This window comes from Kluyvera sp. (genome assembly GCF_965301105.1).
Genome location: NZ_CBDKZX010000085.1, coordinates 1 through 15,422, shown reverse-complemented (window position 1 = coordinate 15,422; position 15,422 = coordinate 1). Strand labels below are relative to the sequence as shown.

19 protein-coding genes are annotated in these 15,422 nt (G+C 46.5%); all 19 read left to right on the top strand.

The genetic code is table 11. The annotated features are described in order from the left end of the window. Nucleotides 1–358 precede the first annotated feature (358 nt). The 19 genes from ACW14G_RS19595 to ACW14G_RS19505 all read left to right on the top strand — a co-directional run bounded on the left by ACW14G_RS19595 (nucleotide 359) and on the right by ACW14G_RS19505 (nucleotide 15,344). Nucleotides 359–604 (top strand): acyl carrier protein, encoded by a 246-nt coding sequence (locus ACW14G_RS19595; protein WP_223802733.1) that lies wholly within the window; start codon nucleotides 359–361, stop codon nucleotides 602–604. A gap of 602 nt (nucleotides 605–1,206) precedes the next feature. Beyond that, nucleotides 1,207–2,424 carry a PrgH/EprH family type III secretion apparatus protein gene (locus ACW14G_RS19590; RefSeq protein WP_249023173.1) on the top strand — a complete coding sequence of 406 codons (1,218 nt, stop codon included), beginning with the start codon at nucleotides 1,207–1,209 and terminating at the stop codon, nucleotides 2,422–2,424. 1 nt (nucleotide 2,425) lies between these two features. Beyond that, a complete protein-coding gene (locus ACW14G_RS19585) occupies nucleotides 2,426–2,689 on the top strand; it encodes a type III secretion system needle complex protein (protein WP_167575690.1) in 264 nt (87 codons plus the stop codon). 15 nt (nucleotides 2,690–2,704) lie between these two features. Then, the gene (gene sctI, locus ACW14G_RS19580) at nucleotides 2,705–3,007 is read left to right on the top strand and encodes a type III secretion system inner rod subunit SctI (RefSeq protein WP_167575691.1); all 303 of its coding nucleotides are present in this window, start codon (nucleotides 2,705–2,707) and stop codon (nucleotides 3,005–3,007) included. A 2-nt stretch (nucleotides 3,008–3,009) separates the two neighbouring features. Beyond that, nucleotides 3,010–3,882 carry an EscJ/YscJ/HrcJ family type III secretion inner membrane ring protein gene (locus tag ACW14G_RS19575; protein ID WP_249023174.1) on the top strand — a complete coding sequence of 291 codons (873 nt, stop codon included), beginning with the start codon at nucleotides 3,010–3,012 and terminating at the stop codon, nucleotides 3,880–3,882. Then, nucleotides 3,872–4,411, top strand: a complete 540-nt coding sequence (locus ACW14G_RS19570) for a type III secretion apparatus protein OrgA/MxiK (RefSeq protein WP_249023175.1) — start codon at nucleotides 3,872–3,874, stop codon at nucleotides 4,409–4,411. Before ACW14G_RS19575 ends, ACW14G_RS19570 begins: the two co-directional genes overlap by 11 nt. Then, nucleotides 4,392–5,105 carry a hypothetical protein gene (locus ACW14G_RS19565; RefSeq protein ID WP_223802730.1) on the top strand — a complete coding sequence of 238 codons (714 nt, stop codon included), beginning with the start codon at nucleotides 4,392–4,394 and terminating at the stop codon, nucleotides 5,103–5,105. Before ACW14G_RS19570 ends, ACW14G_RS19565 begins: the two co-directional genes overlap by 20 nt. Continuing rightward, nucleotides 5,092–5,292, top strand: a complete 201-nt coding sequence (locus ACW14G_RS19560; RefSeq protein WP_167575695.1) for a hypothetical protein — start codon at nucleotides 5,092–5,094, stop codon at nucleotides 5,290–5,292. The genes ACW14G_RS19565 and ACW14G_RS19560 overlap by 14 nt, the downstream gene beginning before the upstream one ends. Further along, entirely contained in the window at nucleotides 5,279–5,872 is a 594-nt protein-coding gene (locus ACW14G_RS19555) for a hypothetical protein (RefSeq protein ID WP_249023176.1), read from the top strand. Before ACW14G_RS19560 ends, ACW14G_RS19555 begins: the two co-directional genes overlap by 14 nt. 224 nt (nucleotides 5,873–6,096) lie before the next feature. Further along, entirely contained in the window at nucleotides 6,097–7,644 is a 1,548-nt protein-coding gene (locus ACW14G_RS19550) for a winged helix-turn-helix domain-containing protein (RefSeq protein ID WP_249023177.1), read from the top strand. Between the two features lie 672 nt (nucleotides 7,645–8,316). Next, entirely contained in the window at nucleotides 8,317–8,850 is a 534-nt protein-coding gene (locus ACW14G_RS19545; RefSeq protein ID WP_249023178.1) for a fimbrial protein, read from the top strand. 52 nt (nucleotides 8,851–8,902) lie between these two features. Continuing rightward, the gene (locus ACW14G_RS19540; RefSeq protein WP_167575699.1) at nucleotides 8,903–9,460 is read left to right on the top strand and encodes a fimbrial protein; all 558 of its coding nucleotides are present in this window, start codon (nucleotides 8,903–8,905) and stop codon (nucleotides 9,458–9,460) included. Next, nucleotides 9,460–11,958 (top strand): outer membrane usher protein, encoded by a 2,499-nt coding sequence (locus ACW14G_RS19535; protein WP_249023179.1) that lies wholly within the window; start codon nucleotides 9,460–9,462, stop codon nucleotides 11,956–11,958. Before ACW14G_RS19540 ends, ACW14G_RS19535 begins: the two co-directional genes overlap by 1 nt. A gap of 80 nt (nucleotides 11,959–12,038) precedes the next feature. Then, a complete protein-coding gene (locus ACW14G_RS19530) occupies nucleotides 12,039–12,791 on the top strand; it encodes a fimbria/pilus periplasmic chaperone (RefSeq protein ID WP_249023180.1) in 753 nt (250 codons plus the stop codon). A gap of 5 nt (nucleotides 12,792–12,796) precedes the next feature. Then, on the top strand, nucleotides 12,797–13,429 hold the full coding sequence (locus ACW14G_RS19525) for a fimbrial protein (protein WP_249023181.1): 633 nt from the start codon (nucleotides 12,797–12,799) through the stop codon (nucleotides 13,427–13,429). A gap of 10 nt (nucleotides 13,430–13,439) precedes the next feature. Continuing rightward, nucleotides 13,440–13,937, top strand: a complete 498-nt coding sequence (locus tag ACW14G_RS19520) for a fimbrial protein (protein WP_163446178.1) — start codon at nucleotides 13,440–13,442, stop codon at nucleotides 13,935–13,937. A 10-nt stretch (nucleotides 13,938–13,947) separates the two neighbouring features. After that, complete coding sequence (locus ACW14G_RS19515) at nucleotides 13,948–14,463, top strand: fimbrial protein (protein ID WP_163446177.1); 516 nt, start codon at nucleotides 13,948–13,950, stop codon at nucleotides 14,461–14,463. A gap of 10 nt (nucleotides 14,464–14,473) precedes the next feature. Next, complete coding sequence (locus ACW14G_RS19510; protein ID WP_167575703.1) at nucleotides 14,474–15,028, top strand: fimbrial protein; 555 nt, start codon at nucleotides 14,474–14,476, stop codon at nucleotides 15,026–15,028. Nucleotides 15,029–15,038: 10 nt separating this feature from the next. Beyond that, the gene (locus tag ACW14G_RS19505; RefSeq protein ID WP_455648732.1) at nucleotides 15,039–15,344 is read left to right on the top strand and encodes a fimbrial protein; all 306 of its coding nucleotides are present in this window, start codon (nucleotides 15,039–15,041) and stop codon (nucleotides 15,342–15,344) included. Nucleotides 15,345–15,422 lie beyond the last annotated feature (78 nt).

The window sequence follows — 15,422 nt, the reverse complement described above, 5'->3', positions numbered from 1 at the left end:
GGCAAGCCGGCGTCAGCAGCCACGCCGGATGCGTCTCAGGGTGCCGGTGACGGAAAGGCACACGACGTGACAGTTCAGTCGCCAGCCTCCGCAACATCAGGTTCCTTAAGCGCCCGCGCGAACACGACTGAAGTACCGCGTTCCAATCAGAAGGAACCCGGCATGTTGAACCGTCAGGGTTCGTACTGGCAAGGACTTGATGGCAATCAGGCCAGCAAAGTGACTCCTGGTCAGACATACAAATCGTCATCGTTTGTAGGGAGTCGTGGTTCATCACAGGCGACGCCATATTTCAGCGGTGTTTCAAAATCCACAGCGAAAAAGTAGTTTGCTGCGAGCCATTTTGAACGAGGAAGCCATGAGAAGAATAGAACAAAATGTTGTAGGTACCGTGAATAATATTATTGCTCAAGCATTATGTTGTGATATTGAGCAGGTCACTAAAGATAAAGATATGTATTACGATCTTTTGGCCGACTCATTAGCAATGATTGATATTTTTGTTGCGCTGGAGCAAACGTATTCGATTGCTTATACAGAAGAAGATATAACAAAAATAGAACGCGTGGAGGATATATATCATTTTGTCAATGTTCACATTTAGAGAGGGACGTTTGATGAATATCAATGCCGTTATCTCTGCGGAGTATCGCTACTACACTCCAGGGGGAGGGGCCTCGTATCCATATCGGCATTTTTTGTCGCAATTAGAGGGCGTAAGGGGAGGGATCCCAACGAATATGTTCAGGAAAAATGTATGTGATTATCATAATCTCATGAATTATAAAATAGATGATGATGATCTTAGTGATGAGTATGTGGTATCTCCATTACGCAAAGACAAGCCACTGCACATAATATCATTTATCCGGTTGGTTTCCGGTGTCGAAAGTCACCTCCTGGCTTATTATGTACCTTACCAGTATCGAAAGCGAACGGTCTTTAAAGTGCGACATCGTGGATACACTGTCAGAAAGTGCAAAAATATCTAGTGTCACTTTACAATTAGATTAATCAGCGTAATCAAAGGGCACTATGACTTTATTATCATAGTGCTTTTTTTATGAAAAAATGATCGTTTTTGTCGTTGTTCGATTATATTTTCATCACAATTGAATCATGATTTTTATCGCATCTCTGAGTACTATTACGTCATGATTGATGGGCTCGATGTCTATCATTTCTCACAGGATCATAAAACTAATTATGCTGGAAAAAAAACAAAACAATAATTCTGCGCGAAAAGTTGTAATTCGTTTGATTAATGGTTCGCTACGCGGGTGTGAGTTCACGCTTACGGCCGGGAGAACCGTATTCATCGTCTGTCATGCAGATGATATTAAGCAGCAACACCAGGGAACCCTCACCCCCGATAACACGATTTACATCCCCTGTAGTGTACCATCGCCCAATTTTGAAATCTTTGTGCCAGAGGATAAAGATAAGCTTCTTGTTTTACATGTATTTGACGCCGATGGTGCGACTGAACAAGAAATTTCTGCGAACAAATTAATTGCTATCGGTGAGCAGAAGATCTGTTGGAGAGATGAAAAGGATGCCTTTTCCGACGATTTGTTAACCGATTATGTTCATCAACAGTCACATGATGATGCTGAGCAAAATGATGATGTCAGAACGACCACCGGTAAAAGCCCTTGGTGGAAATTGGCTGCGGCTTTCGTCATTATTGGCTGCGTCTCCGCTGCCGGATACTCTTATCTGAACGAAACTCAGCGTCAAATTACTTCAGTTGCTGAATTTCTGGATAATAAGGTAGGCGATTACCATATCATCTATGGTAAGGACAGTATTATCTACATCCTCTCTGAAAGCGAAAGCGCGGCGCAATGGGCCATTCAGAGTATGATTCGAACGCCTTCGCCTTACCGCACTAAGATCTTGACAACCGACAATGAAGCACAGCGAATCGGCACATGGATAGAAAGCAACTGGCCGCAGGTCAAGCTTCATCGTGTCAGACTTGATTATCCCGAGCATCCTGTTATTGAGGTTAGTGCGGAGCGAACGAAATTATCTCCAGCGGAAATGAAGAGGTTTACTGATTCGATCGCCAAAAATATTAATTATGCTACTGATATCTCAGTTAAGAGCATTTCTGACCAAAGCATTCGCCGCCTGGCTATCGATGGCCTCGAAAAATTGTCGCTCTCTTTTACAGAGGTAAAAAATAGCAACAGCGTGACGCTGGTTATTCGTGGAGCACTCGACGATGGTGAGCTTGAAAGATTAAAAACATTTATTACTCACTACTCCCAAATATGGAAAGGAGAGTATGTGCAATTTGCTATGGAGCTTAAAGATGATTGGCTGAAAGGCAAATCATACAAATATGGAGATCGCGGATATGTCAAGTTATCTCCGGGACATTGGTATTTTCCACGCAACATAAAAAAGGAACTATGAAATGAGTGATGTTAATTATGCAGCATTTGCCAACTGGGATGGTTTTTTATCTGAGATGTCTGGATCGTTCGATTCTGGTGTCACAAATCTGAACACTGAACTGGATGAAGCATTAAAATTGTTGACAGCCGATCCATCAAACCCTGAGCTTTTGGCTAAATATCAGTCACGCTTATCAGAATATACACTTTATCGTAATGCACAGTCCAACGTGGTTAAAGTATATAAGGATGTGGCTTCAGCAATTATCACCAACTTCCGTTAATATGAGATTAATATTATGAGCTTTATTGTTAATCCTATAGAGGCATTCGCTGAGCAATCAAAAGACATCTCAATGGCAGATCCAACCTCTGTCACGTTGGAAGCTCGGATGATTCAGGCCTATGCCAAAACCTCAACATCATTTGAAGCTGAACAAAATGATGTGATCAATCGATTACAACAATCGAAAGTGACATCGGACCCTGCAGAGTTATTCAAGTTACAGCAGCGCACGTCGGATTATAACCTGCAAGTTTCTATGATCAGCACCTTAACTCGCAAAGGCGTCAGTGCGGTTGAAACTCTACTACGTTCCTGATAATGAAAAAATCATATTTATTTTTGCCATTAACAGTGTTGCTTCTTACCGGCTGTAAGGAAGAGCAATTACTCAAAGGTCTTGAGCAAAATCAAGCTAATGAGGTTATTGCTTTGTTGCAGCGGAATAACATCATGGCCGAGAAACTGAGCACGGCTAAAGAAGGTTTTGCCGTTTCTGTTAATGCCCGGGATTTTGCCGCTGCCGTTGATCTAATGGCTATGTATGGTCTACCCAGACCACCTGAGATCGAAATTGCACAGATGTTTCCTGCTGATTCTCTTGTGTCGTCTCCGCGAGCGGAAAAGGTCCGACTTTATTCTGGTATTGAACAACGCCTTGCCCAGTCGTTGTTAGCTATACGGGGAGTCGTCTCAGCCCGGGTACACGTTAGCTATGATATTGATGCTGGAGAAGGGAACAGCAGGAAAAAGCCTATCCATTTATCGTCGCTGCTCAATTACGATAATCAGATCACTGATACCTCGCTTTTGGTTGGGGATGTGAAACGTTTTTTGAAAAACAGTTTCGAGGATGTGGAATACGATAATATTTCGGTCATTTTGTCCAAAGTTGACAACGTCCAGCGGATAGCGCCAGCTATTGCGCCTGAGCGCTCTCCATCGTTGATGACCTGGTTATTTATCGTAGCTATGTTAGCAGTGAGTTTTGTATTAATCGCTGCGATGATATTCAAAAAGAGAGGGCATACATTAGCTTCCGCTTTAGGTAAGCATTCCATGCTCAATGGGAATAAGGGGCAGCACCAGCAAACGGGCGAGGCACAGGCTGAAATTAACCCCGAAGTTCAGAACAGCGTAGAGGTTTCCGATCAAAAATCTTCGCCGTCTGAAGGGAGGGAGAATGTACGCTGAAACACAGCGGATACTTTATGACCCTGTATCCTGGATTCATCCACATCGATTTCCGGCGATAGAGAATTTATCATCAGTCAGATGTCAATCTGTATTGAATGACATTCTTTTAGAAGGGTTTAAGTTATCGACTGATTGCGTTGATCTTAATAATAGTCGTGAGCGTTATATAATTTCGCACTGGGCACTATTGCCCGGTGCGGCATTAATGGCTGCCTGCCATCGCCATCGGGCAAAACTCGCGCGTAGCGGCCTGATTGCAAAACTGGATAAGGTGACTCAGCAATTTGCGCTGTCTTGCCTTACCGAGTCAGAAAGCCAGGGGCATGAGAGATTAACAGCTCAGGAGTTAGTACGGTTGGCCTGTCAGGAGGCAATGGCATTCAGTTGTTCAGTATCGGTATCAATACGAGAAAGAGTCCCATTGCTTTTTTCGTCTTCACCGACGATTTCACATAGTGCAGTTTATAGTGAAAATGATGAACTGCTATTAAGGATGGCTATTCAGCATGCAAAACGAGCCTCATGATATTATTTTTCGAAATATTGCCGAAGATGTTTTATTGCCTGCAAGTAAATTATCCCTGATAAAGAGGTCGCATGACATTATTGCGCAGGCCAAAAAAAATGCCAGTAGGATAATTAAAGAGGCAGAAGCAGAATGCGAGCAAATCCGCCGTGAATCATATAGCGCTGGCTATGAACAGGGGTTGGTAATGTCTCTCAGTTCGGTCTGCCAATTCATTGACAACAGCGAAAAACATACTCAAGAAATGGCGGTGAAGATACGAAATGATCTGAAAAATACTTTGTCTGATATCATCAGCGAAGATGATTTTAATGTAAAGGTGGTTGAGCATTGGGCTGAAGGACTTGACAAAAGTGATGAATCTTTACCATTACATATCCTAATGCCTTATGCCAATCGAAAGCTAAAGGAAAGGTTTGCTCAGGCGATCAAAAAGAACCATTCCGGGGGCGTGATTTTTGAGTTCCACGATGAACCTCGGTTCGTATTTAAATATAATAACCGACTGGCTGAGTTTTATCCTGAAGAGTTTATCTACGCTACCGTTGATGCACTGACATCAAAATATACTTTTGCCGAGCGAAAGCGCGAAATATCTAATGAGGCCATCAGATATCTCCATGAACAGTTGAGCTTATTGTATCCACCGTTACAAGAAGAAGGCATTGCGGAGTTAACAGATGAACAATATTGATACAATCAGTAGTTACAACTCAGAAGTGGTCTTGCAAAATCATGTCGAGGAAATTAAAAGTCTCGATGAAAATATGAGTGAGTCGAAGACCGACCTGAATCTTGGCTTCTTGATGATGTATGAAGAATGGAAACAAAAGATTCTCTTATCCAATGGGATTAATGAGGATGAAAATGCTGAATGGTAAATTGTTGTATATGAAATGCAGTATTGCTATCAGTGTTATTTTGCTTGGCGGCTGTCAATCATTCCCGCCGAATAAAACGCTAATGGCAAGCCATCATCAAGAAGTTGTTGGCCCGGCATATCGTTGCGTCCCTGGAGAAGGCAAAATCAATAGTGTATTGCCGGCGACACTGTATGAGCATATGAATGCGTGCATTGTCAGAGAATCATGGAGTGATGCGGTATATTTGTATGCTCTGGCCGGGAGTTTAACATGGTATGACGCGGTTCAGGTAGATACGCAATTTGCGCGTTCCATGCACACTCGGTTGCTAAAAGAAAGTATTGATGCTCTTGATAATAACCAGCGAAATAATTTCTGGCTGCACATTCAAGCTACTATGTCAGACCTTACTCAAAAGACAGCATTATGTGAAAATCTCATTGCCTTAGGTGCACCAACATATCAACCTGATTATATGCTGTTATCTGCTTCTGTGAACGTAGAGAGAAGGGAGCCAATAGCGATGAACTGGAAAAAAGCCGTTTATTCATATATTGGTTGTGATAGTGAAAGTTACCTTGATAACTATTCTTCATAAAAAACGAGCTATTCCTGGACATTGTGCATGTTTTTTCGTTTAAGATGTTTCAACTCCTTTCTTTTATTATATGGGTGTGTTAAAAAACAATAGGTATGATGATTTGAGCTATCCTTTTATCTGCAATAAAATGCTTGGGTAAAAAATCATTGTGTTTATCAACTCGTTTATAGAATATTTAGACTATATTGGGATTTTTATCTTCACGGTAAAAGGATTTTTTTATGGATTCTATATGTTACAAATTTGAAGGATTTAAGTTTCGATATGGACGTCTTGTCAACAGTGAAATGAATGAGATTACGCTTGCACCAAAGGAAAGTGCAGTGCTGAAACTATTGCTGGAACGTGCAAATGAGGTTGTCACTAAGGAGGATTTCGTACGGCTAGTTTGGAAAGGGGGGATTGTTTCCGATGAGTCACTGACACGCTGCATCTATGTTCTGAGACGAATTTTGGGGCACTCTCATAGCAAGCGCTTTATTGAGACAGTATATGGTAAGGGTTATCGTTTTGTCTTTGATGTGCAGATAGCCGATGACGATGTTTCCTTAGATGATACACCTACGCCAGTGCTACAACCCCCTGCATCGGGCAACCCCAGCATTGCATTATTTCCGTTTGAAATGGAGAATAATAAATTATCTATATCACTTCACGATATGCTGGTAGAAAGATTACAACGCATAAAAATGAAAAGTTCAGTATCCATGCATGTGATTTCTTCATTTGTCACACGAGCCTATCGGGACTATAGTGATTTTTTATTAGCAATTGAAAAATCAAATGCAGACTATTACATCACTGGTGCAGAAGTCTATTCTGACGATAACTGTATTATCAGGCTGGAGTTAGTCAGAGCTTACGACCATTCTGTGCTTGGTCGTGAGGGGGTGACCCTGACGGGCGATCATCATCTTAATTTTCACGCTATTTTTAAGATGATCACCATACTGCTTTCAGGGATTGGTGTAACGATAAGAGATGTGAATATCGCTACTCCCGTTACAGAGATAGGTAGTGAAATAATCGCGGAAGAAAAGCATCAACATTACTCTACTCGCGCATTGAGAAAACATCTGGACCTTATCTGTGAAGAGGAGGGACTGCGAAAACACTATGTGAATAAATTCCATGAGGCCATGGCTATCTACTTCTCAATCGTTAATCATGGAATCATTAAATATTCGTATTTACGCGATGAGATAAACCATATCTTTAAGAAGATGGCGGCCAGGGAACAAAATAAAGCGATCGCTTTAGCGTTGCAGGGCGTTCTCGATGAAGGGGATACCGCAGAGGAGAAATTCAAACTCGCACTGTTGTTGTACCCTGGTGTGGCGGAAGTCTATTACTACTACGCTTGTTATCTTGTCACCAATGGCGACTATTATAATGCACTGCGGATGAATAATATTTCTATTGATCTTAATAAGGCGTCATACTCTGCAAGGACATTATCACTGATTATTTATTATCTGATGGGAGACTATTCTAACGTCTTTGAAATCGGTGACAAGTTGTTACTCACACGGTCCTGCTTTACATCAATTGTGAAAGGCATCCTGGCTTTAATTTATGTCAGAGGAGGGGAGCTAAAAAAAGCACAACACTTCACCCATGCTTTTGAGAAAGTAAAGAGTGAGTGTGATTTTATCGCCTACTGCTATGATGAGGTGCAGTCCAAAGTGAAGGGTAATCACACAAGCCATGTCCCAAATGCAGTAGAGAGAAAGGCTCAAGAAAGTAAATATATTGCTTGTAATTCATGATAATTATTATTTACACAAGGCTATTGTAATGTGATTTTAAAACGCGCATTTATAATTATGAATGATAATGAATGTCCTCTCCGTATAATTAGCGATAAGCATGTGTCAGGCGTTTTTTCGATTTGATATATGGTGTATGTCGAATTGAAAGTGTGTTTATTGAGTTAGAGGTTATTCATAATGATATTTAATGCGTTTTTAATTGGCGCTGTGAAATAGAGGAAATAGAACGTCGATTGATTTTATTGTCAATGTATAAACTCTTCCTACAACTTCAATAATGATGAGTGCAGAAAGCGCACAGATATATAGTTTTTAAAACTAGAGTCTCCTTCTGGCGACAATCGCCAGAAGGGTGTTAAGATCTTGCTCTATCGTACTAACAGCAGTGTTTCACCACGCCCTAAAACTCTTAACCTGGACAGGTTGTCTGATTATATGCGTGGAGAACAATGCTGGTATCAGCATACGCGAGTAACGCTAAAAATCAGCCGTAACTATTCTTGCAAAAAACACTTTTATCAAATGGCATATATTAACTGTGTCGTTTTTTGAAAGTCCTGATTGTATAAATTAAGTAGATTTAATCCACATAAAAATGTGGTTCACCAGCACTATGCGGATAAAGCAAGTGTTGGTGATATCTATTCACTTTTGCAGGAATGAACAAAGATGCAATTAATTAAATGGGCTTGGGCTATTGGCTTGACGACCACCGTATTCACCGGTTATGTGCAGGCGGGAGATCAGGGCCATGGTAAGGTTACATTTACCGGAGCAATTATTGATGCCCCATGTTCAATCACTCCCGATAGCATTGAGCAAACAGTCGATCTTGGCGAAATTTCTAACAAAGCCCTGATGAATGGGGGAAAATCACGTCCACGACCGTTTGATATCAAATTGGAAAGTTGCGATCTCTCCGGACTCACAGATAAAACGGTCACCATCACCTTCACCGGCTCAGAGTCCAGTGCCCAGCCGGGCTACCTGGCGCTGGTTGGCACCGCCAAAGGCGCGGCAATCGCCATTACCAATGATGAAGGTACCAATATTCCACTCGGAACACCCAGCACGGCAACGAAAACTCAGCAAGGGGATAACACCCTGACCTATGCCGCTTATTTGCAGGGCAATGGTGCCTCTTCGTCCGTTGTGCCGGGCGACTTTTCCTCGGTTGCTAATTTTACCCTGGCCTACCAGTAAGCCGAGTCTGGCCTTACGCATTTTCGGTACGGTTTTTATATGCGGGGTACCTATGAAATGTAGTGCTTCATTTGTCACGCCTTTGCGGCTGCTGTGGTTAACACTGCCATTTTTCTCCGCGAGCGTACTGGCGACCTCCGTTGGGGATCAGGGGCATGGAAAGGTCAGCATGCAGGGGGCAATCATCGATACGCCCTGTGCGATTAAGGTCGATAGCCGGGATCAGGTTATCGACCTTATCACCTTGCCGTTGGACCAAATTATCAGCACCGGTGTTGGACCGTCGAAGTCGTTCAGTATTCACCTCGAGAACTGCGCGCTGGAGCCGATGTTGCCAAACCATCCTGACTGGTCACATTTTAGCGTCACTTTCGATGGCGCTATCACCGATGGAACATTGTTTGCCCTGGGTGGTGAGGCCCGTGGAATTGGTCTCGAAATTATGGATGCGGCGGGAAACCGTATGTTACCGGGTATCGCTTCTTCTGAGGGGCAGATAATGCCTGGCGCCATGCGTCTTGATTACAGTCTACGTCTGGTGGGTAACCATCAAAAATTGCGGGCTGGTGCCTATCAGACGACGGTGCGTTTTAAACTGGATTATTTTTGATGAGGCAAGTTTTTAACTACTCAGGGATTGCGCTGCTGGTTGCGCTGGCTATACAGGGAGCGCCGAGCCTGGTATATGCGGCGGAAGCTATCCAGTTCAATACCGACGTGCTGGATGTTGGTGACCGGGCGAAAATAGATCTCAGCCAGTTTTCTCGCGCCGGTTTTATCATGCCGGGAAAGTACCATATGGTCGTGCGTCTGAATAAGACCGAGTTGCCTGAACAGCCGCTGAATTTTTTCGCGCCGGATGATGACCCAAAGGGGAGTGAGGTTTGCCTGACCCCGGATCTGGTCGCGCAGCTAGATCTTAAATCTTCCGTGAAGAACTCGCTCACATGGTGGCATCACGATACCTGCTTACAGTTGGTCAGTTTGCCTGGTGCCAGCGTCCGCGCGGATCTTGGTAGTAACACGCTATATCTGAGCATTCCCCAGGCGTATCTGGAGTATACCGCTGAGAACTGGGATCCTCCCGGAAGTTGGGATGAAGGAATCGGTGGGGCGATTTTCGATTATAACCTCAACGGACAATCCTCTCGCTATGCGGTGGGAAACCGTCGTGAGACGAAGTCATTGACCGGTAATGGGACGACCGGTTTTAACCTCGGCAGCTGGCGTGTACGCGCCGACTGGCAAGGGCGCTATAGCCATAGTGATGGAATGAACAAGGACGAACAACGTGAGTGGGCGTGGAGTCGATATTACGCATGGCGAGCTCTACCTACGCTTAAGGCGAAACTGATGTTAGGCGAAAACTATCTTAACTCAGGATTGTTTGACAGTTTCCGCTATACGGGAAGTAGCCTGGAGTCGGATGACACCATGCTGCCGCCAAATCTCCGCGGCTATGCGCCGGAGGTGGTTGGTGTCGCCAGAACTAACGCTAAAGTCACCATCAGCCAGCAGGGGCGCGTGCTCCACGAAACCACCGTCGCGGCGGGGCCGTTTCGTATTCAGGATCTGAATACGGCGGTCTCCGGCACGTTGGATGTGGCAATCCAGGAACAGGATGGCAGCGTACGCAGTTTCCAGCTGGATACCGCCAATATTCCCTATCTGACACGGCCGGGAATGGTGCGTTACAAACTGGCAATGGGTAAACCGTCGGACTACCGTCACAACAGCCTGGGACCGGGATTTGTGACGGGGGAATTTTCGTGGGGTGTGAACAACGGTTGGTCACTGTACGGCGGTAGCCTGCTGGCGGGCGAATATAACGCGCTGTCAGCGGGGATCGGACGCGACCTGCTGGCTTTAGGTGCGATCTCATTTGATTTGACGGAATCTCATGCCGTACTGCCGCACGCGGGCAGTAAAACGGGTGGATCCTGGCGTCTTAGTTACTCTAAACGCTTTGACGAATATGACAGCCAGGTCACTTTTGCGGGCTATCGATTTTCGCAGCGTAATTTTATGAATATGTCTGAGTTCCTCAACGCGCGCTATCACGGCATTGCGGGTAATAACAACAAGGAGCTTTACACCATTGCCTTCAATAAACAGTTTCGGCAGATCGGGCTAAGTGCCTACATGAACTATAGCCACCAGACCTACTGGGACCGACCAGATAACGAAACCTACAATTTCTCGGTATCACGCTTTTTTGATGTCGGGCAATTGAAAAACCTGGGTCTGAATTTCTCCGCCTACCGCACCTTCTTTAACCATACCCGTGACGATGGCGCTTACCTTAGTCTCTCGGTGCCATGGGGAAATGGCGGAACCTTTAACGTCGATAGTCAGGCGGGAAGTTCTGGCAATGGCGCAACGGTGGGTTATTTCAACAGCATTGATCTGAACAACAGCTATCGACTTAAAGCCGGTGTTGCTCAGCAGGGACGGGGAACCAGTAGCGCGTATTTTACCCATAAAGGTGATGTCGCGGAACTCTCGGTTAATACAAGCTACGAACAGGGACACTATCGTTCATGGGGCGGCGCCATCCAGGGGGGGCTTACGGCCACGGCGCAAGGGATGGCGATGCACCGGGTAAGCAGTATGGGCGGGACGCGCATGATGGTGGATACCGCTGGCATAGCCGGGGTACCCATTCGCGGCTACGGTGCGGGAACGCAGACGAACCGTTTTGGCAAGGCAGTGGTCGCGGATATCAACAAAGGCTACCGCAGCAGCGTCAGCGTGGATGTTAACGATCTTGCCGATAACGTGGAAGCCACGCGATCGGTCGTGCAGGGAACGCTAACGGAAGGGGCTATCGGCTATCGCCGTTTTGGCATGATCGCCGGACACAAATCCATGGTGCGATTGCGTCTTACGGACGGCAGTGCGGTGCCATTTGGCGCGGTGGTGGTCAGCCATCACGAAAGCCAGGCAGGGATCGTTGACGATGATGGAATGGTGTGGCTAACGGGGATGGTGGCAGGAGAGACCATGCGGGTGATGTGGGATGGGCAAACGCAGTGCGCAATCATGCTGCCAAAACCCTTACCGACAACTACCCGTATTCTCCCGTTAACTTGCTCACCGCAAATTTAACACCTCAACTCTCCGCAGCCGTGGAGACAACATGCGGCCCGGCGTATTTATGGCGGGCCAATAACAGCGAGTATCTCTGTATGAAATATCATTTATTACCCACGATGGCTGGCGCGGCTCTGACTTGCGCACTGATAAGCCACGGTTCTCAGGCTGCCGTCACGCTCGATCGCACACGAGCGGTGTTTAACGGTGCAAACAAGTCAATGAGTTTGAACATCACCAATCAAAACAAGGCATTGCCATATCTGGCACAGGCGTGGATTGAGGATGAATCGGGAAATAAAATCAGCGGCCCGATTGCGGCGTTACCGCCATTGCAGCGGGTAGAATCAATGGCTAAAGGGCAGGTGAAGCTGCAGCTGACTGATGATGCACAATCGCTACCGCAGGATAGAGAGTCAATTTTTTATTTTAATCTAAGGGAAATCCCGCCTAAGAGCAGCAAAGCAAATACCCTTCAGATTGCGTTGCAAACGCGAATTAAACTGTTTTATCGCCCTGCTGCGCTACAGCTCAACCGTGGCAACGCCCAGGATCTTTGGCAGAAAAAACTGGTGTTAACCCGCCAGGGTGAGGGCTATCGCGTCAGTAATCCCAGTCCTTACTATGTGACGCTGGCCGCCGCTTTCAAACAGCCTGACGGTAAACCTGTTTCGGGATTCGACCCGGTAATGATTGCGCCTTTCAGCGAATCACCGCTCACCGTGAAGGCAGGTGCGTTAGGTGATAAACCGGTCTTGACCTGGATTAACGATTATGGCGGTCGGCCAAAGCTGATATTTAGCTGTCAGCACGATATTTGTCGGGTTGTGGACAGTAAGGCCGGATAAGTGCCATGACGATGATTGAAACGATGAATGGCGCAGGATGGCGGATGGTGCAGGCGAGAAAAGTTTTCGCGATGTTGCTTGTTGCCGGCACCGTCGGTCTGCCATCTGTGGCTTGCGCCGATCCGGACAACTGGAAGGTGGAAGGGGAACACGGCGAGTTGCACGTTTACGGCGAGTTTGTCGAGGGCGCCTGCCGTCTCGATATGGCCTCGCAAAATCAGGAGGTCACGTTGGGGCGGATCCCGGCGCAGGTTCTGAGCAAGGTCGGGTCCCGCAGTGAGGCGATAGCTTTCGTTTTGCGCCTGCGCGACTGCGTTCATGTTGGCGGCAATATGCTCGACCAACGTACGGGCAATCACCTTTGGGATCGTTATCAGCCTATGGTCAGCGTGACGTTTGTCGCCCCTGCGGATGCCGATACGCCTGAGCTTATTAAAGTCGAGGGCATCACCGGAATGGGGCTACGTATGACTGATAGCGCGGGTCGCAATGTGCGTCTTGGGCAACGCGGCGCGCCACAATTCGTCACCCCGGGGAACGATGCGTTGATTTACCGCGTTCAGGCGGAAAGGACGGCGCAGGCGCTAATGTCGGGCGAATGGCGCGCAACGGTGGGGTTCGAGCTGAATTATGACTGAGGAACGCTTTATGAAGTCTCTGACTCACAGCGTGGCCGCGATGACGCTGCTCGTGGCCGCTAACTCGGCTGCCGGGCCGGGCTCCAGCAATGTAAATATCAGTCTGACCGGCGAGGTCATCGCGACCGCGTCCTGCAGTTTTTCTAATGGCGACCCCATTAAAGTCGAATTCGGCGATGTTTATATCAATGAGATCGTTGGAACGACCTATCGCCAGATGATCCCCTATCAGGTGAACTGTAAAGGTGATCCGGATGGTAAAACCCTGCAGATGCAGGTTGCTGGTACCTCGGCGGACGGTGATAACAGCAAGCTTAAAACGGATGCCAACGGCCTGACGATAAAATTGCAAAATGGCAGTGTGACTTTACCGCTTAACCAATGGTTTGACTTTAATAATGCCAGCCCACCTACGTTGTATGCGGTGCTGGAAAAACAAAACGGCGCCCGGTTTCAGGATGGTCAAGCGTTTAACGCTACGGCAACCCTGAAGGTGGCTTATAACTAAGGCGAACAGGATGAACTATTCCATTATCAGCCGACAATCTCTGTGCGCTGCACTTTTTTTAGTTGCCCTTTGCGGCACCGGGCCGGTTCTCGCCGTGGCGACCGGAGACAGCCGTGATATCGCATTTCATGGCACCTTGAGAATCCACCCCTGTCATATCAACAACGATCGTGACCTGAGTATTCATTTTGACAATGTGGGTATTCATAAGGTGGACGGGCAGCGTTACAAACAGACTATTGGTTACCAACTGGTCTGCGATGATGTCGACCCGATGTGGCGTTTGACCATGATAGTGAAAGGCAACGCCACGTCGTTTGACGCCAGCGCGCTGAGCACCAATGCCACAGGGCTGGGAATCCAAATTCGTCAGAACGGCCAACCATTTGAGCTCAACAAAGCGTTGGATATCACCTATCAGAACCCGCCTACGCTCGAAGCCGTGCCGGTAAAAGATCCCAACGTTAGCGAGCTGACTGAAGGCGCGTTCAGCGCAACCGCAACCCTGCTGGCGGAATATCTATAAGGAGAGTGGCATGAATAACATCAGCAAGCGGCGCATCGTGCTCGGCATATTACTCCTGAGCGCGGCGCAGGGAGTTGTGGCTGCCGGAGGTGGAGTAAAAGAGGTCAGTAATAATCTGCACTTTGATGGCCAATTGGTTGCCGATCCTTGCGAACTTGACCCAACCTCTACTGCAATTACCCTTGATTTCGGCACGGTGATAGATACCTACCTTTATTTGCACACCCGCACACATGCGCAGCCGTTTGTCATCAAACTTAAAGAGTGTGATCTCACGCTGGGCAACCAGGTTGAAGTGACGTTTAAGGGCACCGAGAGCACGGAGCTTCCAGGTCTGTTAGCCGTAGCTTCGCCTACCGATAGCGGGTTGGCCATCGGAATGTCGCTGCCTGACGGTACGCCATTGCCTTTTAATAAAACGATACCTGCGTTTTCTCTTCATAGCGGTAATAGTGAGCTGGAGCTTAATGGCTACGTGATGGGTGAACCTGGTGCGTTGGCAAATCGCACTTTGCGTCGTGGCGTATTCAGCGCGTTGGCGACTTTTGAGCTTAATTATCCCTAGGAAAGATCAAATGAAAACAACATTGCCTTTGCTGGCATTTTTGCTGCTTCAAAGTGCGGCTGCATCGGCCTACGAGTGTGCTTCGATAGGTTGGCACGGTGGTGACGCTGATATCCATGTTAACATCAGTTCAGATGTCAGCACCGGGAAAAACAGAATTATCGATCTCGCCCCACAAATTACCTGTACAAATACGGCAGGACAGAAAGGATGGATAGATACCATGTGGCTGGGGAGTGATGGGGTAAAACTTGATAGTACTATTTTTAAAAATCTTAAATATGGTGTGTTGATCTCAGGTGTGGATCAAACATAAACAAAATAAAAGACGATAATTTTCGATCTCGACGACGGCGAATCAAGACAATTGACCGGCGTACTCTATTTTGAATTA